The organism is Mongoliitalea lutea (genome assembly GCF_014652135.1).
In the GTDB taxonomy this organism is placed as follows: Bacteria; Bacteroidota; Bacteroidia; order Cytophagales; family Cyclobacteriaceae; genus Mongoliitalea; species Mongoliitalea lutea.
On record NZ_BMYF01000009.1, the window covers coordinates 78,445 to 100,595 of the forward strand.

The 22,151-nt window shown below is 39.6% G+C and carries 16 protein-coding genes; 8 read left to right on the forward strand and 8 right to left on the reverse strand.

Going from position 1 to position 22,151, the window contains the following annotated elements; translation table 11 throughout:
• Window positions 1-12 precede the first annotated feature (12 nt).
• Window positions 13-1,191 carry an MFS transporter gene (locus IE080_RS08785; protein WP_189580845.1) on the reverse strand — a complete coding sequence of 393 codons (1,179 nt, stop codon included), beginning with the start codon at window positions 1,189-1,191 and terminating at the stop codon, window positions 13-15.
• Window positions 1,192-1,453: 262 nt separating this feature from the next.
• Here IE080_RS08785 and pflB point away from each other — a divergent pair, with 262 nt between their 5' ends.
• The 3 genes from pflB (at window position 1,454) to nhaA (ending at window position 6,184) form a co-directional block, all read left to right on the forward strand.
• The gene (pflB, locus tag IE080_RS08790) at window positions 1,454-3,697 is read left to right on the forward strand and encodes a formate C-acetyltransferase (RefSeq protein ID WP_189580847.1); all 2,244 of its coding nucleotides are present in this window, start codon (window positions 1,454-1,456) and stop codon (window positions 3,695-3,697) included.
• Window positions 3,698-3,706: 9 nt separating this feature from the next.
• On the forward strand, window positions 3,707-4,570 hold the full coding sequence (gene pflA / locus IE080_RS08795; protein ID WP_189580850.1) for a pyruvate formate-lyase-activating protein: 864 nt from the start codon (window positions 3,707-3,709) through the stop codon (window positions 4,568-4,570).
• 222 nt (window positions 4,571-4,792) lie between these two features.
• Window positions 4,793-6,184 carry a Na+/H+ antiporter NhaA gene (gene nhaA, locus IE080_RS08800; RefSeq protein ID WP_189580853.1) on the forward strand — a complete coding sequence of 464 codons (1,392 nt, stop codon included), beginning with the start codon at window positions 4,793-4,795 and terminating at the stop codon, window positions 6,182-6,184.
• A 126-nt stretch (window positions 6,185-6,310) separates the two neighbouring features.
• Here nhaA and IE080_RS08805 read toward each other — a convergent pair whose 3' ends face one another.
• The 3 genes from IE080_RS08805 to IE080_RS08815 form a co-directional block, all read right to left on the reverse strand.
• Window positions 6,311-6,685, reverse strand: coding sequence for a hypothetical protein (locus IE080_RS08805; protein ID WP_189580855.1), 375 nt, complete (start codon window positions 6,683-6,685; stop codon window positions 6,311-6,313).
• Between the two features lies 1 nt (window position 6,686).
• Complete coding sequence (locus tag IE080_RS08810) at window positions 6,687-9,110, reverse strand: penicillin acylase family protein (protein ID WP_189581069.1); 2,424 nt, start codon at window positions 9,108-9,110, stop codon at window positions 6,687-6,689.
• Window positions 9,111-9,289: 179 nt separating this feature from the next.
• Window positions 9,290-9,862, reverse strand: a complete 573-nt coding sequence (locus IE080_RS08815; RefSeq protein ID WP_189580857.1) for a DUF2911 domain-containing protein — start codon at window positions 9,860-9,862, stop codon at window positions 9,290-9,292.
• Window positions 9,863-9,965: 103 nt separating this feature from the next.
• Between IE080_RS08815 and IE080_RS08820 the strand changes: the two genes are divergently transcribed.
• Entirely contained in the window at window positions 9,966-11,318 is a 1,353-nt protein-coding gene (locus tag IE080_RS08820; RefSeq protein WP_189580860.1) for a M24 family metallopeptidase, read from the forward strand.
• Window positions 11,319-12,502: 1,184 nt separating this feature from the next.
• On the opposite strand, the gene IE080_RS08825 is transcribed toward IE080_RS08820, so the two are convergent.
• Together IE080_RS08825 and gcvT are read right to left on the reverse strand one after the other, a co-directional pair.
• Window positions 12,503-13,222 carry a 2-phosphosulfolactate phosphatase gene (locus IE080_RS08825; RefSeq protein WP_189580862.1) on the reverse strand — a complete coding sequence of 240 codons (720 nt, stop codon included), beginning with the start codon at window positions 13,220-13,222 and terminating at the stop codon, window positions 12,503-12,505.
• Between the two features lie 98 nt (window positions 13,223-13,320).
• Window positions 13,321-14,415 (reverse strand): glycine cleavage system aminomethyltransferase GcvT, encoded by a 1,095-nt coding sequence (gene gcvT / locus IE080_RS08830; RefSeq protein ID WP_189580864.1) that lies wholly within the window; start codon window positions 14,413-14,415, stop codon window positions 13,321-13,323.
• Between the two features lie 476 nt (window positions 14,416-14,891).
• Here gcvT and IE080_RS08835 point away from each other — a divergent pair, with 476 nt between their 5' ends.
• Window positions 14,892-15,971 carry an endonuclease/exonuclease/phosphatase family protein gene (locus tag IE080_RS08835; protein WP_308428161.1) on the forward strand — a complete coding sequence of 360 codons (1,080 nt, stop codon included), beginning with the start codon at window positions 14,892-14,894 and terminating at the stop codon, window positions 15,969-15,971.
• Here IE080_RS08835 and IE080_RS08840 read toward each other — a convergent pair.
• A complete protein-coding gene (locus IE080_RS08840; RefSeq protein ID WP_189580866.1) occupies window positions 15,962-18,235 on the reverse strand; it encodes an efflux RND transporter permease subunit in 2,274 nt (757 codons plus the stop codon). The genes IE080_RS08835 and IE080_RS08840 overlap by 10 nt on opposite strands.
• Window positions 18,236-18,332: 97 nt before the next feature.
• Here IE080_RS08840 and IE080_RS08845 point away from each other — a divergent pair, with 97 nt between their 5' ends.
• The gene (locus tag IE080_RS08845) at window positions 18,333-19,127 is read left to right on the forward strand and encodes a thymidylate synthase (RefSeq protein WP_189580868.1); all 795 of its coding nucleotides are present in this window, start codon (window positions 18,333-18,335) and stop codon (window positions 19,125-19,127) included.
• 7 nt (window positions 19,128-19,134) lie between these two features.
• Here the strand turns inward: IE080_RS08845 and IE080_RS08850 are convergent, their stop codons facing one another.
• Entirely contained in the window at window positions 19,135-19,953 is an 819-nt protein-coding gene (locus IE080_RS08850) for an aminotransferase class IV (protein WP_189580870.1), read from the reverse strand.
• Between the two features lie 167 nt (window positions 19,954-20,120).
• Here IE080_RS08850 and sdaAB point away from each other — a divergent pair, with 167 nt between their 5' ends.
• Together sdaAB and IE080_RS08860 are read left to right on the forward strand one after the other, a co-directional pair.
• Window positions 20,121-20,798 (forward strand): L-serine ammonia-lyase, iron-sulfur-dependent subunit beta, encoded by a 678-nt coding sequence (sdaAB, locus tag IE080_RS08855; RefSeq protein ID WP_189580873.1) that lies wholly within the window; start codon window positions 20,121-20,123, stop codon window positions 20,796-20,798.
• 1 nt (window position 20,799) lies between these two features.
• A complete protein-coding gene (locus tag IE080_RS08860; protein ID WP_189580876.1) occupies window positions 20,800-22,140 on the forward strand; it encodes a TolC family protein in 1,341 nt (446 codons plus the stop codon).
• The last annotated feature ends 11 nt before the right edge of the window (window positions 22,141-22,151 follow it).

The window sequence follows — 22,151 nt, forward strand, 5'->3', positions numbered from 1 at the left end:
CAATTTTAATAGTTAAAATTGTTGCTCTGAAAGTTTACGGGATGTTAGAAAGTGATGCAAAAATAAGAGACTCCCAAGGATGCTGATCGCACCTGCAAATAAGATTGGATAATAAAAAGATGATGATACCCCATAAAGAAATCCACCCGCCAAAGGCCCAGTGATTCCTGCAACTGTTTTTCCAAGAAAAACGAAAGGATAAATAACCCCTAGATTTTGTATTCCATATACATGCGCTGTTTCCTTTGCGAAAAGAACAAAATTACCTCCAAAGCCAAAACCAATCAAAACAACCACTACCAAAAAAGAAAAATCACTGTGGTCCATAACATTCAATAAGAAAATGAACACTCCTTGTACCAAAAGCGCTAAAAATATACTCAAACTTGCCCCGATATAGTCACTGACGAAACCCCAAACTAGCCTTCCGGAAAAATTGGCAATTGCAAATAAGGATACACTTAAGATCAAAACTTGTAAAGAAACTCCTAACTCGCTTCCGATCAATTTTAAACTGCCAATAATCAGTAAACCTGCGAATGTGCCCAGTGATAAACCAAAGAATAGTTTTTGAAATAACCTAGTCCTGATTACCATAGACACTTTTAATTGGTCACTTTTGGAATCTATCGTAATCGGATTTTGATAAATCAAGAAAGACATCCCAATTACTATACTTCCATAACTCAGCGCAAAAAGTTTTAAAATATCAAAAATCAAAAAATCTCTGTTTAACAAATACTCTATCACCAGAGACATCACCATGGCCCCCAAGCCAAAGCCAGCGGTAGCAATACCTGTTACCAATCCTTTTTTCTCAGGAAACCAGCGAACAGAGGCGTTTAATGCAACCCAATAGCCAAAACCGGTAGCTATTCCTCCCAGTAAACCAATGCCAATTAAAATAAGAAAAAAGTTCCCTTGTGACAGTCCCGCTAGGAGATACCCGGATAGGAAAAGAATCCCTGATATCACTCCTAAATACTTATGCGGCAGTTTCTGATCCAGTTGACCAACAATCACCATAGTCAAGGGAAAGACAGCAATTAAAACACCAAAAATAAGCTGAGCTTGCCCTATGGTAAACCCGTAGTCCTTTACGAGTTCGTTGGCAATAACACTCCATGCATACAAACTTCCCAAGCACAACATGATTATGAAGGAAGCGATGATGGTAAAATAATTTTTCATAAAATACTACACTTACAAATGAACATGAAGTTTCTTACGCAAATATCAAAAGAATAGATTAAATTCAGTTGCATATTTTTGGATATAACTTTATAGTTAACAATCAAAAGCTAACAAATACAAAAATACTCCAATAAAAGAATAACTAATCATAGAAAAATTCATACATAAACATGATTTTAATCATGTTCAGCAACTAGTCTCTTACCTTAGCGTACACTAATTTTGCAGAGCAAATCAAGCAGTACTAAATTGAAAATATATGTTAACCCAGGAAGAAAAGTTTGAAATCGCATGGAGAAATTTCCGTTCAGGCACATGGGAAAAAACCATCAATGTCAGAGACTTTATTCAGAGAAACTATCAGCCCTATTCAGGCGATGACTCATTTTTGGCAGGAGCAACTGATAGAACAAAAAAACTATGGGAGGCTCTAAAGCCGTTACTGAAAGAAGAAGTAGAAAAAGGAGTTCTGGGAGTTTCACAGATACCCTCTACAGTAGCTGCACATGCACCAGGCTATATTGATAAAGCGTTAGAAATAATCGTAGGTCTTCAAACTGATGAACCTCTGAAACGTGCCATCATGCCAAAGGGTGGCTGGCGTACCGTAGAGGATAGCTTGAAGGCTTATGGATATGAACCTGATCAGAAAATCGCAGAGATATTTACCAAATATGCCAAAACCCATAATGATGGCGTATTTGATGCTTATACAGAACAAGTTCGGAAATGCAGAAAATCAGGAATCATTACCGGTCTTCCAGACGCCTATGGGCGCGGTAGGATAATTGGAGACTATAGAAGACTTCCCCTTTATGGACTTGATTTTTTGATTCAACAAAAGATCAAGGAAAAGCAAGAAATTGATACAAGATGGTCAACTGAGGACATTCTCCGATTAAGAGAGGAGCTTTCCAGTCAGATCCGCTCCTTGAAAGAACTGAAAACGATGGCCGAAAGCTATGGTTTTGATGTTTCACATCCAGCTACCAATGCACGCGAAGCCGTTCAGTGGTTATACTTTGCATTTTTAGCTGCAGTCAAAGAACAAAATGGTGCAGCAATGTCAGTCGGGCGGATTTCCACTTTTTTGGACATCTATATTGAACGTGACCTAGAAGAAGGCACCTTAACGGAGTCACAGGCTCAAGAGCTGATCGATGATTTGGTTATCAAATTCAGAATTGTACGCTTTTTACGCACACCTTCTTACAATCAATTATTCTCAGGGGATCCAACTTGGGTTACCGAATCTATTGGTGGTATGGGGCAGGACGGCAGAACCATCGTAACCAAAAATAGCTTCCGGATGCTGAATACCCTATATACCTTAGGTCCAGCTCCAGAACCAAACCTGACAGTTCTTTGGTCTACCAGACTTCCTCAAGGTTTCAAAGATTTTGTGGCCAAAGTATCCATAGACACCTCCTCGATTCAGTATATGAACGATGACCTGATGCGCCCTAAATATGGGGATGATGCAGGCATCGCATGCTGTGTTTCGGCTATGGCTATTGGAAAACAAATGCAGTTTTTTGGAGCAAGAGTCAACTTACTCAAAACCTTGCTGTATTCACTAAATGGTGGAAAAGATGAAATTAGTGGTGCTCAGATAGGCCCAATAATTCAGGAAATAGAAGGAGACTATCTGGACTATACAGAAGTCATGAAGCGATTTGAAGTGTTGATGGATTGGTTGGCACGTACCTATGTAGACGCACTAAATATCATTCATTACATGCATGATAAGTATTGTTATGAATCGATTTTGATGGCCTTCCATGATCGTGACATTCTCCGAACTATGGCTTTTGGTTTGGCCGGATTATCACATACAGCAGACAGTTTATCTGCGATCAAATATGCAAAAGTCAAGGCTATCCGAAATGAAGCTGGCTTGATCGTAGACTTCAAGGTAGAAGGAGAATTCCCAAGATATGGCAATAATGATGAACGGGCAGATGACATTGCGGTAATGCTTTGTTCTAAAATGATGGAGAAAATAAGAAATTATCCCACATATAGAAATGCTACTCATACACAATCCATTCTGACCATTACATCTAATGTGGTCTATGGCAAGCAAACAGGTAACTCGCCTGATGGAAGAAGGGCTGGGGAACCATTTGCTCCTGGGGCAAACCCATCCAATGGAGCCGATAAATATGGCGCGCTGCCTGCCATGCTTTCGGTGGCAAAACTACCTTATGATGATTGCGAAGACGGTATTTCTTTGACAATTTCCATGATTCCAAATTCGTTGGGGCCTGAAGAGGAAAAAACAGAAAAGGTAGTAGGTGCACTCGATGCATTTATGGCTTCCAATGGCTTTCATGCTAATTTGAATGTATTGACAAAAGAAACACTTCAAGATGCTATAGACCATCCTGAAAAATATCCACAATTGACCATTCGTGTATCCGGTTATGCTGTTAACTTCGTGAAGTTGACCAAAGAACAGCAAGTGGATGTTTTGAACAGGACATTCCACGGATCGATCTAATTAGATACTATGGGTTCAAATAAACTAGCACGTAGCAGGTATGCATTTAAAACTTCTGGTAATGAGGGAAACTCTGAATTACCAGAAGTTTCTTCTAACGCAGAATTACTCACTACCTCCACTATACAAACTCACATAGATGATGGCTCTATGGGCTATGTACATTCGTATGAAATCGGAAGTACCATGGATGGCCCAGGGATTCGTTTCGTGTTGTTTTTGACAGGCTGTAAACTCCGCTGTCAGTATTGCCATAACCCCGATACTTGGGATATCCGAAATGGCAAGCCTTATGCCTTTGATAAAATGATGAAAAAAATCAACTCTTACACAGAGGTACTGAAAATTTCAAAAGGAGGACTGACGATTTCTGGGGGAGAGCCTGGCTTTCAACATGCATTTGTCAAAAAAATCTTTAAAGCTGCAAAAAAACTAGGGCTGCACACGTGTTTGGATACCTCAGGCTTTTTAGGGGCAAATTTTTCTGATGAAGATTTAATGGACATTGACCTCCATTTGCTGGATATCAAATCAGGTGATCCTGAAGTCTACAAACTAGTGACCAAACAACCCATTCAACCAACATTGGAACTGGCTGAGCGTCTTTCCAGACTGAATCGCCCCGTTTGGGTTCGTTTTGTATTGGTTCCTGGTCTTACGGATAGTTGGGAGAATGTTGAAAAAGTAGCAGATATCTGTGCCAACATTCAATCTCTTGAACGTGTAGAAATCCTTCGTTTTCATCAATTGGGAAAAAGTAAATGGGAACAGTTAGGAATCAATTATACGTTGGCAGAAACAGAAACCCCTACACTTGAACTTGTGGAAAGGGTTCGTAGCCAATTCAAAGCTAGAAATCTCACCGTCTATTGAGGTTGCATTAATTCAATATTTACCTGTAGCTAAAAGTCTTCACCATGTGATGATGGAGTCTGATTTGGAATCATTACAAGCTAAACCTTTGAATATTTTTTTGCGTAGAGAAATTTCTGCATCAGTATATTATTTCAAATCAGTTCAATCATTAAAATAATTAATGGTTTCGATAAGTATATCTGATGAATTCAAAACATTGTTCTAAAAAACTTCAACACTATGAATTCAGGAAAGTTAAAGTTCAGTGCCTTGAGTCCTTTGATTCAATTCATTCAGAAGAGTACATTTAGCTCTTTCTTGTTGTTCTTTGCAGCATTGTTGGCGCTAATTTTAGCGAATACGCCTGCCAATAGTTCTATGCAATGGATCCTTAGCCAAAAAATAGGCTTCAGCATTGGTGAATTCAGTGTATACAAATCACTTTTATTATGGATCAATGATGGCTTGATGTCCATCTTTTTCTTTGTAGTAGGACTTGAATTGAAGCGTGAGATCGTAGCAGGCGAATTATCCAACCCTAAAAATGTACTGATGCCGATTGTTGGCGCCATTGGAGGAATGTTAATACCAGCTTCCATCTACATTGCTTTCAATGCAGGAAATGGCACTGAAAGTTTAAACGGTTGGGGAATCCCGATGGCAACCGATATCGCATTTGCGTTGGGCGTACTATACCTTTTGGGTCCTAGAGTTCCAATACAGTTAAAAGTTTTCTTAACTGCTTTGGCAATTATAGACGATATTGGTGCTGTATTGGTAGTAGCGTTATTTTACACTTCAGAAATTTCTACATTTAATCTGACAATTGGCCTTGGGATTTTAAGTTTGATGTTTGCCCTCAACCTCTTGGGCGTCCGTAGAGTATTTATTTTTGCTGTGTTAGGTATAGGGGGAGTTTGGTTGGCAACCTTATTATCTGGTGTACACGCTACCATTGCGGCTGTATTAGCGGCATTTGCCATTCCAGCTGATAGAAAAATTGATAAATCTGATTACCTAAATTCTATTAGTAACCTGACTAAAAAGTTTAAAACAGCCAACAAGGCTGAGAAAGATGAGTATTTACTTTCAGCGGATGAAGAAAATATCATCGGTGAGATTAAGCGTATTTCAAAGGCATCCATCTCCCCACTGCAGCGTCTAGAGCGCAGCATGCATGGATTGGTTATTTACTTTGTAATGCCGGTATTTGCTCTAGCCAATGCGGGAGTTGTCATTGACAGTGATTGGATGGAAATGATTACCAGTCCAGTGGCCTTAGGTGTTGGCTTAGGGTTATTACTTGGTAAAATTATCGGTATTTTCGGCTTGTCAATGCTAGGCATCAAAATGAAGTTATTCACTATGCCTGCTGGATTGAATACCCGTTTATTGTTGGGAGTTTCTTTCTTGGCTGCGATTGGATTTACCATGTCCCTATTTATTAATTCGCTTGCATTTGAGACAGCTATCTATCAAGAGCAAGCCAAAATGGGGATCCTTTTAGCTTCCCTGATCTCAGGTCTGTCGGGATATTCCATCATCAAACGGGAATTGAATAAAATCGATATGAAAAATGAAACAGCTTATCGGACAGAAAAACAGGAAAATGAGAAAGTACTGGTTGGGTAGTAAGTATCTTCTGAGCCGGAATTAGCGAATTATGGAGTGTGAATTAGGAACTTGAAGGGAATCTATATTACCTTTAAAAAAGGTATGAAAAACATATTTGTTAAAAATTATTTTATCATGCTAAATTCACACTCTATAATATCCTTCCTTCTTATATTGAAATACTCCTTTCAAGCTAGTTCCGGTAAGTCCTGAAAATCCTCCTAGCAAAAAACCAACGAGAAAAGTACCTACAAATAGTAGGTTTTCATTACTAATTCCCATTAAATCTGCCATTTGTTGGGGTAACTGGGAAGCAGTAGATACCGTAATCACTAATGCTTTGCTCAACCAAGCTATCCCAAAGCCTAACCCAGTCGCAAAAAATGCTGCCACATTATTTTCTAAGATCAGCAATGCCGTAAAACCTACAAACAACATAGAAATCCAAAAGGAAAACAAGCCTCCTAGAAAGTAGACAATCAAAAATACAACAATCAATTGTGTAGCGAATCTTATCATCTCAATTTTTAAATTTTGTAGTGAATAATACTCCGGACTGTTGGTCACGACTACGGAGATCAAAATTAACATATTCTCCATTTGCCCAAGTCTTGAGAAAATGATCGTAAAATCTACTTCCTGGATTACCTGACTGTCCTCCCGGATAGATTCCAAAGGCTTTGATTTGATCACCCATTTCTACCACCATTCTCCAACTCGCACCATGCCTGGAACCCGTAGCATTTAAAATCCCCGCTCCTCCACCAGTGTAGACATTCGCTCGGCTGAAAGATTTAAAATTAGGTACTAAATGTTGAACAGTCGTATTTTTATAAGTTGCCCATGTATAATCAGCATTTTCTTCCTCCCAAGTTTTCATAAATGCGACCAAGGCCTCAAAAGATTCTTTAACCAAATCTCTAGCTTGTTCTTTTTGGGAAGTCTCAGTTTTATCAAAAAACTCACTTTCTGGCTCTTCTGCTAATAATAATGTAGTCTGATACTTATTGGGCAAAAGAATTGGTTTCCCTTCCATTTTCCACTTATCCCATATTAACTCATACAATTTATCCCACCATACCTGAAATAATGTAGGTTCAGATTGATTGGGGTGAGTGAAGTAGTTCCAATCCGCCAATTGGGTAAAGTACTTTGCTTCGATAGAGTCAGAATTTAAAGATTCATCAAACCCTAACAAATTTAACATCACTGGCAAAGCCTCGGCAGCATGAAGGTGAAAATTATCAAATTGTAGTGCCTGCATATCCTCTATCGTAATATTTTCCAACTCTTCCAATCGAGAATTCAATCTTCTGTTTCTATAATGCTCATACGTAGCATCAAAAACATAATACGGATAGGATGGGTCTACAGGGTGCTGATTTGCCGATGAAACAAAACCTCTTTCAGGGTTTAAAGTGGCAGGATTATGTTCGAAAGGAATAAAACCTTGCCACTCATAAGCAGGGTCATTTCCATCCATCAAAAATTTACCTTGATCTTTCCATTTCAAAGGAAATCTCCCTTGAACTTTCATCGCAATATCACCGGATTTTGAAGCGAAAACAAAATTTTGTGCCGGAGAAGTATAGTGATTCAACGCAGCTATATAGTCTGCATGATTCTTTGCTTTATTAAGCTCTAGGAATGTTCGTTGCTCATTGGATTCCATATGGGCTGTCCAACGCAAAGCATAATTCATATCGTCACGGTCTCCTCGGAAACTTCGATCAAATACAATTGGTCCATGATGTGTGTACACAATGGTGTCGATAAAATCCACCTTACCCTTAATTTTAAAGGTTTCAACACGAAAAGTACTTTGTATATAGCGATCATTATACAAATACTCTGTGCGATTATCATCTTTGAAAGTGATTTTATACCAATCCCTAGTATCACGGGTAGCATTAGTTACACCCCAAGCAATATGTTCATTAAATCCTGAAATAATCCCCAAAGCACCTGGTAAACTTGCTCCCTTGACAGTATGAGTTGGAGTGGATAATTGCAAGGAATACCAAATAGACGGTAGATTCATGCTCAAGTGTGGATCATTGGCCAAAATAGGCGCTCCAGAAGCGGTCTTTGAACCATGAACCGCCCAATTATTACTACCAGTACCTTCCTCAGGTTGCACTAAATTTTGAAAACCAACGGTCTCATTAGGGTACTTTATTGTGGCTGGTTTTTCAACAGAAACAGGAGTAAAATCCCAATTTTTTGTTGACTCAATAATAGGGTCATTATCTCTAGGAAAGTCTGGATAGAATTTCCCCAAGACTGTCATACCCAATATATTTCGAAGATTGGTAAATTCTAAATCCCGATCGCCTACCAACATATCTGCCATATACTTTAAAAGCAGCATGGATTTGTAAGCAGACCAAGGTTCAGGACGGTAGTTTAGTATCTTATACTCCAAGGGTAACCGGGCGAGAGATAACTGATCGATGTATTGATTCACACCATCTGCATAAGCTTCCACCAATCGCATGGTTTCAGGCTCATTTTTTCCCAAATACTGCATCGCTGCTTCAGCTGCATAAGGCAATCCCTTTCTTCTCGCCATGCGGTCCAAGTCTAGAGCAATATCCCCGACGATTTCGGTTATTCGACCTGAAGCAGCCATGGTTTGAAATTCCATTTGCCATAATCGATGCTGTGCCGTAACATATCCTTGAACCCGATACAAGTCTTCATCATTTTCTGCAAAAATATGGGGGACTAAATATTCATCATAAACTACATTTACCTCCCCCTTCAGATTTTTTAAATTAATTTCTTTTTTAGCTAGTTCATCTTCACTATACGCATGCTGCCAAAACCCATGATGAGGATCTAAAAGAATACCTAACGGAGGGACTGTTTTGATAGAAATGGATAATATTACTCCAAGAGAAGCAGTAATTATTATTGAAACTAGAAAGCCTAAATAGCGCATAGAAAGGATAAATAGGATGTAGGGTGAATCAAACAAATATAGTTGTTACCTGAATTAAAATTACTAAAAGTTCAAAAAAAATTTGGATCTTTTCAAGAACCCCTTGTATTAATAAACAGGCCATAAAAAAGCCTACTATTCAATAGAGTAGTAGGCTTGATTAAGATAATTGTGATTATCTATTTCATAACAATAGGCAACTTCAAACGCTCCCATCGTACGACCAATCCCGGTGATTCGATAGCAATGCTCAATTGTTCCTGACTTTCCTCCTGCCATTCTGGAGTAGATTCCACACGAAGCACATCATTGACATCTTTGTATTGAAAATGCCCATGCTCTAAATCCCATTCGGAATTAAAGATTACTGTCCATTTTCCCGACACTTTAGGAATTGTAAAAATAGAATATCTACCAGCTGCTAAGATCTCGCCCTCCACAGTGATATCCTGATCGATATCAATATAGGTGGATTCATTGGCACCGGTTCTCCAAACTTCATTATATGGTACTAAGTCTCCCCAAATCACGCGACCTTTGACAGAAGGAGCTCCATATTGAACAAGTGCTTGAGCATTTCCAATAGTGCCTTCTAGGGTCCGAAGTGGGCTAGCTCTTTGCTCGGTAGCTTTGACCTCTGTTTGTGAATCATCAGCTGATTCTTCTGTTTCTGCTGCTTTTTCAGCACCACAAGAGAATAAAAGCATAGAAGTAGCAAAGATTGCTGTTAAGAATAGATTGATTTTTTTCATAGTTTCATGAATTTTATCCCCGAAGATAAATAAAAATCCTTTTGTCATCAGCGTTAAGTTCGTATTTTTCACCGTTGATTCACTTAACTTTTACTCTCTAATCATGAAGTCCTTATCGAGAATAACCATCTATTCTGCCTTTATTTTGATGCTTTCCACGGTTTTTACAGCCTGCCATACGGATACATCTAAAGAAGAAGCAAATTTTGACAACCCATTTGCTGGACCAAGTCCATGGCCTGAAATCCGAAAGCAACGGATCTCCGATTTACTTCCCCAGGCTATGAAAGCAGCTGAAGTAGATGCTTGGGCAATTATTTGCAGAGAAAATAATAATGACCCCATTGCCAAACACATCGGTGGTGAAAATGCAGGCGGTACGGCCCTATTTTTATTTTACTTAGATGGTGAAAAAGTAGTATCCAAAGCTTTCTCACCTGTTGGAGAGGCTACTGCTTTAGCTGAATTAGCGATTCATGATGAAGTTATTCCAGTTGATAGAGGAAATTCAGCAATAAACATTGGAGCAACTTACATGCAAGGCAAAAGCTTTAATCGCATTGCGGTTAACAGTTCATTCAATGAATTATTGGCAGATGGTCTAAGCTATACACAAAGACAAACACTAGAAAAATCCTTAGGTAATTTAGCTTCTAAGTTAGTTTCTTCCGAAGAACTGATTTATGAATGGTTGGCAGTGAAACTTCCTGCTGAAATCGATATCATGACCAAAGCTGCTGAATTGACTGCACAGTGGCAGTTGGAAGCATACGCTCAGGTAATCCCCGGAACAACCACAGATGCGGATGTAGCCCGTTTCTTGAAAAAGAAAATGGAACAGTATGGAGTAAAGGATGGCTGGTCTCCCGATCAAAATCCAAGTGTGAACTCCGGTTATGACCGAGGGCACTCCCACGCTACAGATAAAGTTATCATGCCTGGCGATGTGATCCAAACTGATTTTGGCATCCGAGTTTGGGATACTTGGGTTTCTGACATTCAGCGTTTTGCTTATGTTTTACGTGAAGGAGAAAGTCATGCACCGGATTCTGTGCAGTTTTACTTCGAATCATCTATAGGAGGAGGTAAAGCTGCATTTGATGCAATGAAACCAGGAGTATTAGGCTATCAAGTGGACAAAGCTCAGAGGGACTGGATGACTGAAAGAGGATCACTTCCTGTGATGTGGAGTACCGGACATCCAGTAGGGTATGTAGCCCATGACATCGGACCAAACTTGGGCGGAGGCTTGCTTCCTGACCCAAGTGTTAGACCGGCAGCAATAAAACCTCTTAAAGAAGGAATGATTTTCGCATTTGATGGTTTCCATGCCTGGGATTTACCTGATGGCTATACCAAAACCATCTCTGTGGAAGAAATGGCCGTAGTCACCAAAGATGGGGCAAGATACCTTATTGAACCACAGACGGAGTTGGTGTTAATAAAGGGAAAGTAGGAAGGAGGAATGACACAGTAAACCACCAGTTTATCATTCGAAATTTTCCAACATCAGTAACCCGTAACTTTGGGTGTCTCGCAAAGGCACCAAGCCGCGGAAGGTTTCACGCCACGAGCACAACGATTGATCGCAACGACCGCAAAATAAGGTGTCCACAGTTTTTACAGATTGGCACAGAATAATTGGTTTGAAGGCGCATAGATCAATATAATTGGCGTGAAAATATGTCAAATTATCATGCTATAATTCATCTAGCAGCTCCATCGGAGCGGCCTACATTTTAGCAACGGGTTTCAACCCGTTGATGATAAATCATAATTAATGGCGAAGTGTCGTAGACACGATTGACATGAGCTAAAGAATTTTATGTCGGCCGTCCCGATGGGACTATGGAAAAAGAGCTCGACCCATTTGATCCGAGGGTTGAAACCCTCGGCTAATACGTCGGTCGTCTCTACGAGACTGCTCCAATAATTAGTAGGCAAGAAAAAACTTCTTTCAAATATGCGAATCTGTCTTGCTTCTTGATTCTTGGTTCTTGTTTCTAATCTCTCGCATCTCGCATCTCGCTTCTAATCTCTCTCTTCTCCTTTAAACGCCAAAAGCCTCTCACAAGCCTCTCGCAAGTACAGGAGATTGAACAGATTTGTCGCAGATTGAAAATTTTAGATTCATACAGATGAAAAAAGTCCTTTACGTTTCTTATACCAATAATCGTAGGTAGTACTTGCGCATTGAGACGTCAGAAAACCGGGCCGGCGTGAGCCTTGCGGGCAGAAGGATTTTTCTGACTAGCCTTTTTGGTTACTTTTGTGGCAATGACAAAAGTAACGACAATGAAAGTAAAGATCCTCAATGAGATAAGTCCAATATGCAGCTTATAGATACCTAAAAAGGAAAAAACTCTTCTCAAAAAAATAAACCTAGGGGATTACAAATCCTCATTATCTCCTGACCGAGATTGCAAATCTCAGTCAGCCTGAAAGCGCAGAAAAATCCACAAAGAAATATTTTTTTGGAGGAATTCGTGCAATTGCGAGCCATGCGAGTAAAAATTGAAAAAAATTCGTTCAATTCACTTAATTCTTGGTGTCTTAAATACCCCTACTCCTATTGTTAGTTCGTAAGGGATATCCCATCACTCCAAGTTCTTCATTCCACATTCTAAATTGTGTCACTCCTCACTGTCCATCACTCACTGCCACCAATTCCCCACCTTTTAAAACTCCCACAACAGGATACTGATTAAGGGTCAGGCAAAAATCTATATCCTCCTCTATTCCGTGATTTTGGAGACGCTTGGAGTGAGCGGCTTGGCTTAGAAACAATTTGAGTCGATGTTGATTGGATTCATAAAGGCTGCGCATGGCAATTGTGGCATCGCAGTCAGTGGACATATAAGGCACCAAGGCCTGTGCTAACGCTCCTGCATACAAAGAGTCTTCCAAATTAAATCTTCCCTTCCAGCCTGCACACACAATCAGCACATCTTCATTTTGCTCCAACAAGTAATTAGCTGTGGCTTCTAAATTTACAAATGCCCCAAGAATGATTTGATTGGCTAAAGTCGCTGTCTTTTCAATGGCAACTGTTCCATTGGTAGTAGTCATAGCGATTTTTTTGCCAATATATTGCCCCTGAGTATATGCCAAAGGAGAGTTTCCCAACTCAAATCCTGCTGCTGTCTGCCCATTTCGCTCACCTGCAATCACGTAGCCCTCAGAAACTTTCGCACGACAACTTTCCAAGTCCATAACCGGAAGAATACCACTGACACCATTGGCCAAGGCAGCTGTCATAGTAGACGTTGCACGAAAGATATCTACAATCACTACATTCTTTGCTGCTACTTCATGCAGCGATAAAAGCTCGGGACTCAAGCAAGTTTCAATTGTTGCCATAGGACAAATAGTGGGATTAAGTGGGTGAATTATCCAAAGAAGGTTAGGATAAAAAAGAAACGGAAAACACCTTGTTTTCCGTTCCGTCAAGTAGCTACTTATTTTTTAAACAAGGGAAGTTTTTCCACCGTAGCCGGAATATACTTGTTTCGGATAGCAATAGCAACTTTGGTTCCTGGACTAGCATAAGCTGTCTGAACATAGCCCAAGCCAATGCCTACTCCCATTGATGGGGATTGCGTTCCAGAGGTAACCTCACCTATCACCTCTCCTGCTTCATTGACAATTGGATAATGAGCCCTTGGAATTCCGCGTTCATTTAATATAAATCCAACCAACTTTTTCTCCACTCCCGCTTCTTTTTGTTTTTTGAGGTTTTCTGAGTTGATGAAATCTTTGGTAAACTTAGTAATCCACCCTAAACCTGCCTCGAGTGGAGAGGTTTCATCATTGATATCGTTTCCGTATAAGCAGTAGCCCATTTCCATTCGCAAGGTATCTCTCGCCCCCAAACCAATTGGCTTGATATTAAAGGCCGCCCCTGCTTCAAAAACAGCCTTCCACACATGCTCGGCATCTTCGTTTTTAACGTAAATCTCAAAGCCACCTGCACCGGTGTAACCTGTTCCTGAAATGATTACATCTTGGACACCCGCAAACTCACCTACTGTGAAATGATAAAACTTCACTTCTGATAAATTGACAGGAGTTAAAGCTTGAACAGCTTCAATAGCTTTCGGACCTTGCACAGCGAAAAGGGAAAGATGATCGGAGATATTCTCTAAGTTAGCACCCATGGTATTATGCTGATTAACCCATGCCCAATCTTTATCAATATTGGAAGCATTCACAACCAACATATATTTTTCATCTTCAAATTTGTACACGATCAAATCGTCAACAATTCCTCCCTTATCATTTGGGAAGCAAGAGTATTGTGCTTGACCATTAACAAGTTTGGACGCATCGTTGGAGGTTACTTTCTGAATCAGGTCTAGCGCATGAGGGCCAGTAACCATGAATTCTCCCATATGTGAAACATCAAAAACACCTACCCCCTCACGAACAGTTTTGTGTTCTTCGATATCAGATGAATAACGAACAGGCATATTGTAACCTGCGAAAGGAACCATCTTACCTCCCAAAGCAATATGGAGGTCATTGAGCTGAATTTTCTTTATTGTATCTTCCATTATTGGGTTTATATCTTTTTTGGCAAATGTACACAATCAGACCCATAGCAACATCATAATTAGGCAAGAGTGTTACCAGTTAACTTATGAAACTACGATCCACCAAAAAGACCCTATAAGTAAGGAAGAGTTGATAAATATCATTCAAATAAAGTCAGCCCTTACTTTTTTCTAATAATCAAATCAACCTAAACACGAAACATCAGATATGCTTTCCATGGATTGCTTTAAAACTAAATGGCTTGACACAAAATAGAATCTGAAATGTTCAAAACTATCTTATCATTTCTTTAACCTTGCACCTGCCAAAGGGCTTTTAATGAGTTCTATTTTGTGCTTCTTCCTTAATTCACAAAAACAGCTAAATCCTTAGAAATTCTTCTTTGGTAAAGAGGATATTGAGATTATTGGGATTGAAGAATGATACCTACTATTTGCAAAGACAAACACAAAGCTATATTTTCGAATAATTTCTAATGCGTACTATGATTAGGTTTATTGTTGTTGTTTTTTTCTTGGTGTCCCTTGCGCTTTTTTACAGTGTATACATATCGCCAGAGTATTTCCCTTATGTTGGATTACTTACACTAACCAATCCACTTCTTTTTTTCATCAATGCCTTTTTATTCACTAGTTTAGTAATTGCCAAGAGAAAATTGGCTATCCTTCCATTAATCGCTCTAATCGCAGGATGGAAGTACGTAGGTACCACAATACAGTTTAACCTCCCTAAAGAAAGTCAGCAAAGTATTAGTGTTCTGAGCTACAATGTCCATCTTTTTAATTATCAACCACCTTCTTCTAATCAATTATTGACGAGTGGAAACATCGTCAAATGGATCAAAGAAAATCCATCTGAAATCAAATGCTTTCAAGAGTTTTATCAAGATTTTACTACCCCGTCAAAAAACCATATCAAGCAATTAGCTATTGAGAGCGGCTATGAATATAGTTATCAAATCAATGAAGGAGAAAAAAATAAACGATCCTATGGAATGGCAATTTTGAGTAAATATCCAATAATCAATGACGGAATTGTATTTGAAAACCGAAGAAATAATGGCGTCATATTCGCTGACATCAAGATTGATAGAGATACCATAAGAATTTACAATGCTCATTTAGAGTCTATGAATATAGACAAGGATAACCTGAACAATTTGGATGGAATCAAAGAAAATTACCGATCCACGCTTAAGAAATTGAAAAATGGTCAGGTAGTCCGAGCATCCCAGTTAGAGATATTGAAAGAACACATGGACAACAGTCCCTACCCTACGATTATAGTAGGAGATTTCAATGATGTCCCCTATTCTTACACATATTTCTTCCTTCGTAAAAATCTGGAAAATGCTTTTGAAAAAGCAGGCAGAGGATTTGGGTTTACATATAACCGAGTCCTATTCTTTTTACGGATTGATAATATTTTCTTCGACCCTGTTTTTGATATTTTAAATTTCAAAACCCATCGGGAAGTAGATTACTCCGACCATTACCCTATCTCAGCTTCATTTCGCAAGCCAATCAATTCAACTGCAAGAAAAATTCAGGAGTAAGCCTTCCCTTCCAAATTCATCCATGATTTTCGAATCCCCAAGAGTAACACAGGAAGTAAAATCAAGTCTGCTATCAAGGCAAAAATAAGCGAAGAAGCAATCAAAAGCCCTGAATAAAAGGTCACTCCAAATTGACTGAGCGTTAATACTCCAAATCCTGCAGCTAAAATAACAGTAGTCAAAATAATTGCTTTCCCGGTCTCCAAGAAGGTCCTTTTGAGTGCATACAACATGCTTCGACGCTTTTTCAACTCCAAATAAAACTTAGTCATAAAGTGAATGCTATCATCTACAGCGATACCAAAAGCCACTGTAAATACTATAGCTGTGGTCAATTTGAAATCAATCCCAAAGACCCACATCATACCCGTCAACCATAGTAAAGGTATTAAATTGGGAATCAGCACAATCAAACCTATTCTCCAAGAGCGAAATAATATCCCTGCAATGAGCGCAACTAAAAAGAAAGCCAACAAAAGGCCTTTCGCTAATTGCTTGCTGACGGCTTCATGACTGATATCAATCAAGTGAGAAGTTCCAGTGATTCGAACTTGCAAAATTTCAGGGGAAATATGTTCTTGGACAAATGCTTCTAACTCAGCATTCATTCTTTTGGCTGTGTAGCTTCCCATATCCGATGTTCGAGCGCTTATCCTTCCTTTCGAGAGATCTTCTGATATCAAAGGAATGGGTGAATTTTCACTGATGGATGGAATCATTTGGTTTACACGATTGATTTGTCCGCGGGATGGGATAGTAAACGCGCGCGGGCTCCCATTATTAAGGGCCTGATTGGTTGTTTTCACTAAGGTCAAGGGAGAAAGAATTACCCCTGCATCATAAGTTTCAGCTATAAATTCCTCCAAACGCTCAATTGCCTCCAAAGCTTCCATAGTTACCAAAGAATTGACAGCCGCTCCCTTTTCCAATGCCAGCTCTAAAGGTTTACTGCCTCCAAATTCCCTATCAAAAAACAGAAAAGACTCCATCAATTCATTCCCCTCAGGTAAGTTGTCTAAGATATATCCATTGACTTTCAGTTGACTCAAACCTATCACAGCAACCAACGTAATTCCACCAAATACCCATGGAATACTTTTTTTATGAGCAATCACCCAACTAAATGCAGTACGCATAGATTTCCTCCAAAAGCTAACGATGTGCGGTCGGTCCACAGCAGGCAAAGGAGGCAAAAGATACAATAATGCAGGTGTAATTAAGACCATGGACAAAAACATCCATGCCACTCCCAAACCCGTGTATAAACCAAAGTACTTTAAAGTGGGTATTTGGGTGAAATACAGGGATAAGAATCCAAGTGAAGTGGTCAAACTTGTCAAAAAGACAGCCAAAACCAAGCCTGAGAATGCTGCTTGAACAGCAAGAGTATGGGATTTCCCCTCCCTAACGTAGGTCAAATAATAGTTGATAAAGTGAACCAAGCCTGCCACACCAATCACTGCCAGAATAATTGGTTGCATGACTGTCATAACATCTAAGGGCTTACCCATTAGCAACATGAAAGCCAAGGTCCAAAGAATCCCAAACGCAATTACAATCAATGGTATCAGCACTCCCCAAACAGAGCGAAAGAGCACAAACAAAATCGTGACAATCAATAGGAATCCAATCCCCAAAAAGAAAGCAAACTCCCCTTGAAGTAAGGTTACAAAAGCTCCCTGCGCTTTAATTTTGCCTGCAGTTAGGAATGAATCGAGAAAAGCACCCTCCAAAATCGCTTGTATTTCTTCATAAAGTTCATCTCCATCCTCTTTTACAATCCGCTGTTCATTTTGGAGGAGTAACAATAAATAGGTTTCATCCTCAGAATAAAAATCCTTCCAAGTATCTGAATCCCTGATAGCCAATACTTGCTTTTCAAACCTATCTACATCTTCGGGATCCAATACCCGATTCCTACGCATACCAAATGGACTAATTACTGGCTGACTGAGGGTCAACAAGGATTGAATTCCTTCCACTTTATCTAAGTCCAACAGTTGTTGTTGCACTTCTTCCACACGTTTGAGAAACGCTTGATTGAATATCCCCTCTTGATTTTTGACGGCTATGAGCAAATAATCATTATCGTTCTCAAAGGTTGCTCTATGGGTGATGTAAAACTGTAGGTCTTCACTTTCTTGAGGAAAAAAGCTTTCAAAATCGTAATCAAACCGTACTTGGGGTTGCAACAGCCCTAAGGTAAGTGTGATTATAAGTGCTATTGCTAAACCAATGAAAGACCGCTTCTTTGTAAAATTCATGTATAGAGGATACTTATTCCTGTGGAAAATGTTGGAAAAGTTACGCAACTTTTTCAATTTTAGCTTTTCATCTACTACTCAAAAATCGATTATCGCTATGAAACAATACCATGACCTGATGCAGCATATTTTGGATACGGGAGTTAAAAAGGAGGATAGAACAGGCACAGGCACCATCAGTGTTTTTGGTTATCAGATGCGATTCGATTTACAGGAAGGATTTCCTTTAGTGACGACCAAAAAACTACATCTTCGATCCATCATTCACGAATTACTTTGGTTTTTGAAGGGCGACACCAACATAGCATATCTCAAAGAAAACAAAGTGAGTATTTGGGATGAGTGGGCGGATGAAAATGGTGACCTAGGTCCCGTGTACGGATACCAATGGAGACATTGGCCTGATGGCAAAGGTGGTGAAATCGATCAAATCAAAAATCTGATCCATCAGATCAAAACCAAACCGGACAGTAGGAGACATATCGTGAGTGCATGGAATGTTGCCAACGTAGATGAAATGGCCTTACCTCCCTGTCATACACTTTTTCAATTTTACGTAGCAGAAGGAAAATTATCCTGTCAGTTATACCAACGCAGTGCGGATGTATTCTTAGGTGTTCCATTTAACATTGCTTCCTATGCCTTATTTACCATGATGATAGCTCAAGTTTGTGACCTTGAGCCGGGAGAATTTGTGCACACGTTTGGAGATGCACACTTGTACAGCAATCACTTAGAGCAGGCAAATCTTCAACTAAGCAGAGAATGTAGGCCTTTACCAACTATGAAAATCAATCCTGCGGTAAAAGATATTTTCGAGTTTAAGATAGAGGATTTCGAATTGATCAATTACGACCCTCACCCACATATAAAAGCTGCGGTTGCTGTTTAGCCATTTATTATAACTGAAAGAGTTTTTCCAAATGTACCTCGAGTTGGGTATCAAAATATTTGCCCTCCACTTCAGCGAGGTAACTGATCCCCGTTACATTGGAAACAAAAATCTTATCCGCTGCAAGCAATTCCGAAACAGGAAACTCTCCTTCTTGCACGTCTAGACCTTGCTCCGTAAGCGCAGCCAAAATCTTTGCTCTTCCAATTCCTGCAATACAGTTCGTTTGTAAGGAAGGCGTAAAATACACTCCACCTTTTTTCCAAAAAATATTAGCAGCACCTGCCTCGGAGATATTACCTAGATGGTCCAACAGAATAATCTCATCCTGTAGATGCGCTATTCGTTCTTTATTGGCCAAGACATAAACTAAGGCATTACTGGTTTTACAATTTGCCCAAGGATGGGGGTAAAGACAATGTTCTTGAGAGATTTTAGCAGACTTTTTCACAGCAGGTGCTAGTATCAACGCTTGAATCTGCAAAGTTTCTGTGGCTTCACTACTCTCAGGGCTGTATTTCCCCATTCCCGACCTAAATACATTCCAGCGGATTCGGGCAGTCTCCCGGTCAGGTACATGTTTCCTGATAAGCTGATTTAAATCATCCTCAGGACTTATCGTGTTTTTTGATAAACCTAACAGATCCATCCCCCGAAATAAGCGTTGTTGATGCAAGTAAAAATCCTTCAATTCACCCTTCGAAAAAACCATGGTTTCAAAGAGGCCATCTCCAAATAGAAATGCTCGATTATGAACAAGGTCCTCTGCTTTTGACCAATTTCCATGTATTTCTTTTTGAAGAAAAAGTGTATTAAAATCGTGCATAAATCTGTTCAATTATGGACATTTATTGAAGATGGAACACCTTCCAGAAATACCGTTCATACTATTTAATGTTTTTTAAAGGTAATTTAAGTACTTAAGTAACCGCTTTCGTGTGTTAGTTACTAAATACTTGCTAGATTAGCACATCTTTTGACAAAAGTAAATATATGGGTTCAAAAAGTAGTGTTTTTGACATGATTGGTCCGGTAATGATTGGGCCTTCTTCTTCACACACCGCAGGCGTGGTCAGAATAGCTCGCGCCGCAATCAGAGTGTTAGGAGGAAGTCCAGAAAATGCGGTCATAACCTTTTATAATTCCTTTGCAAGGACCTATGAAGGACATGGAAGTGATAAAGCAATTCTAGGGGGATTGATGGATTTCAAAACTGATGATCCACACATCCGAGAAGCATTTGACATCATCAAGGAGCGAGGCATCCAATACACCTTCAAGTCTATTGGGAATGCTTCTGTATATCACCCCAACACCATCAAATTAGTACTGACAAAAGGAGCTAAAACAATTGAGGTAATTGGTGAAAGTTTGGGAGGAGGATTAATCAATATCGCCGAAGTGGATGGATTCAATGCCAATTTCACTGCCCAATCTCACACACTGATTATCAAAGCTCAGGATGTTGCCGGTGCCATTGCGTTTATCTCCAACATTATCGCACAGGAACAAACAAATATTGCCACCATGTCGGTGTCCCGAAAAGGGAAAAACGACTTGGCTTGCCATGTAATTGAAATGGATTCGGGAATCAGAGCTACGACAATTGACTATCTCAAAACCATCCCTTGGATTAAAGACTTGATTTACATTCCAGACATAGACCTTTAATATGAAAAAACTTTACCTTTTAGTAATCCTGTGCTTCACCACAGGAGTCGCTGGATTCTCACAAACAGGCCAAGGTACAGTAATGGACTTGGAAACCTGCATAGAAGTTGCTTTAGAAAACAACTTAAATTTACAAAGGAGCCAAGTAGCCTTAGCACAACAAGAAGCCAACTACCTTGCCAATCAAGGTCAGCGGATACCAACCTTCAGTACGGGAGCGAGCTCTGGTTATCGTTGGGGTAGATCCATCAACCCGGTTACCAACCTTTTTGAAAACAATCGGATTGGAAATATTAACCTTTTTGCCAACTCCAATGTGACCCTCTTTGCAGGTCAGCAAATCAATAATAGTGTCAAACAGTCCAAAGTAGATATTGAAGCGGCTGCTTACAATGTAGCTGCCACTGAAAATAACATTACCTTGAATGTTATCAATCTATTCATCAATGTTGTTTTTGCCAAAGAGCAGTTGAATATCGCTCAAAACCAACTCAATACTACCAAAGAGCAATTGACAGTCACCACCAAACTTGTGGATGCAGGATCTTTACCTTTGGCTAATAAATTGGACATTCAGGCACAAAATGCCACCAATGAATTGGAAGTCATCAATGCTAGCAACAACTTAAGAATTGCTAAACTGAACCTTGCACAGGCTATGCAGATTCCATTTGATGACCGCATGGATGTATTTGCACCGGAATTGGAGGCAGAGTCATTTGAAATGGCCCAAAATGATGTAGATGAAATTTTCGCAATTGCCTTAGGCTTGATGCCGGAAATCAAAGCTGCTGAACTAGGGATTGAAAGTGCAGAGATAGGTGTACGAATTGCCCGTGGAGGATATGCCCCGACGCTTGGATTTGGGATGAGTGCTTTCTCAAACTTTATTGATCAAGCAGTGTTTGGTGAAGTACCAGCATTCAACACGCAGATTCGAAATAATTTTTCCAATTCTGCCAATATGCAGTTGAATATCCCAATACTTTCCAATATGCGAAACCGTGCCAATGTACAGCGTGCACGTCTTCAAAAACGACTGGCTGAAATCCAAGAGGTAGAGACTAAAAACCAATTGCGTCAGGATATTGAAAGTGCCTATACAAATGCTTTTGCTGCCAGATTATCGTACAGAGCATCTGTCACCAGAGTGGAATCATTGGAAGAAGCATTTAGAATTGCGCAACAGCGTTTTGACGCAGGAGCCATCAATTTTGCAGACTATCAGTTGGGCCAAAACAACTTCTTCAACGCACAAGCAGACTTGATTACAGCTAAATACACCTACATCTTCCGGGTGAAGGTACTCGACTTTTATTTAGGAAATCCATTAAAACTATAATAGAACTATAC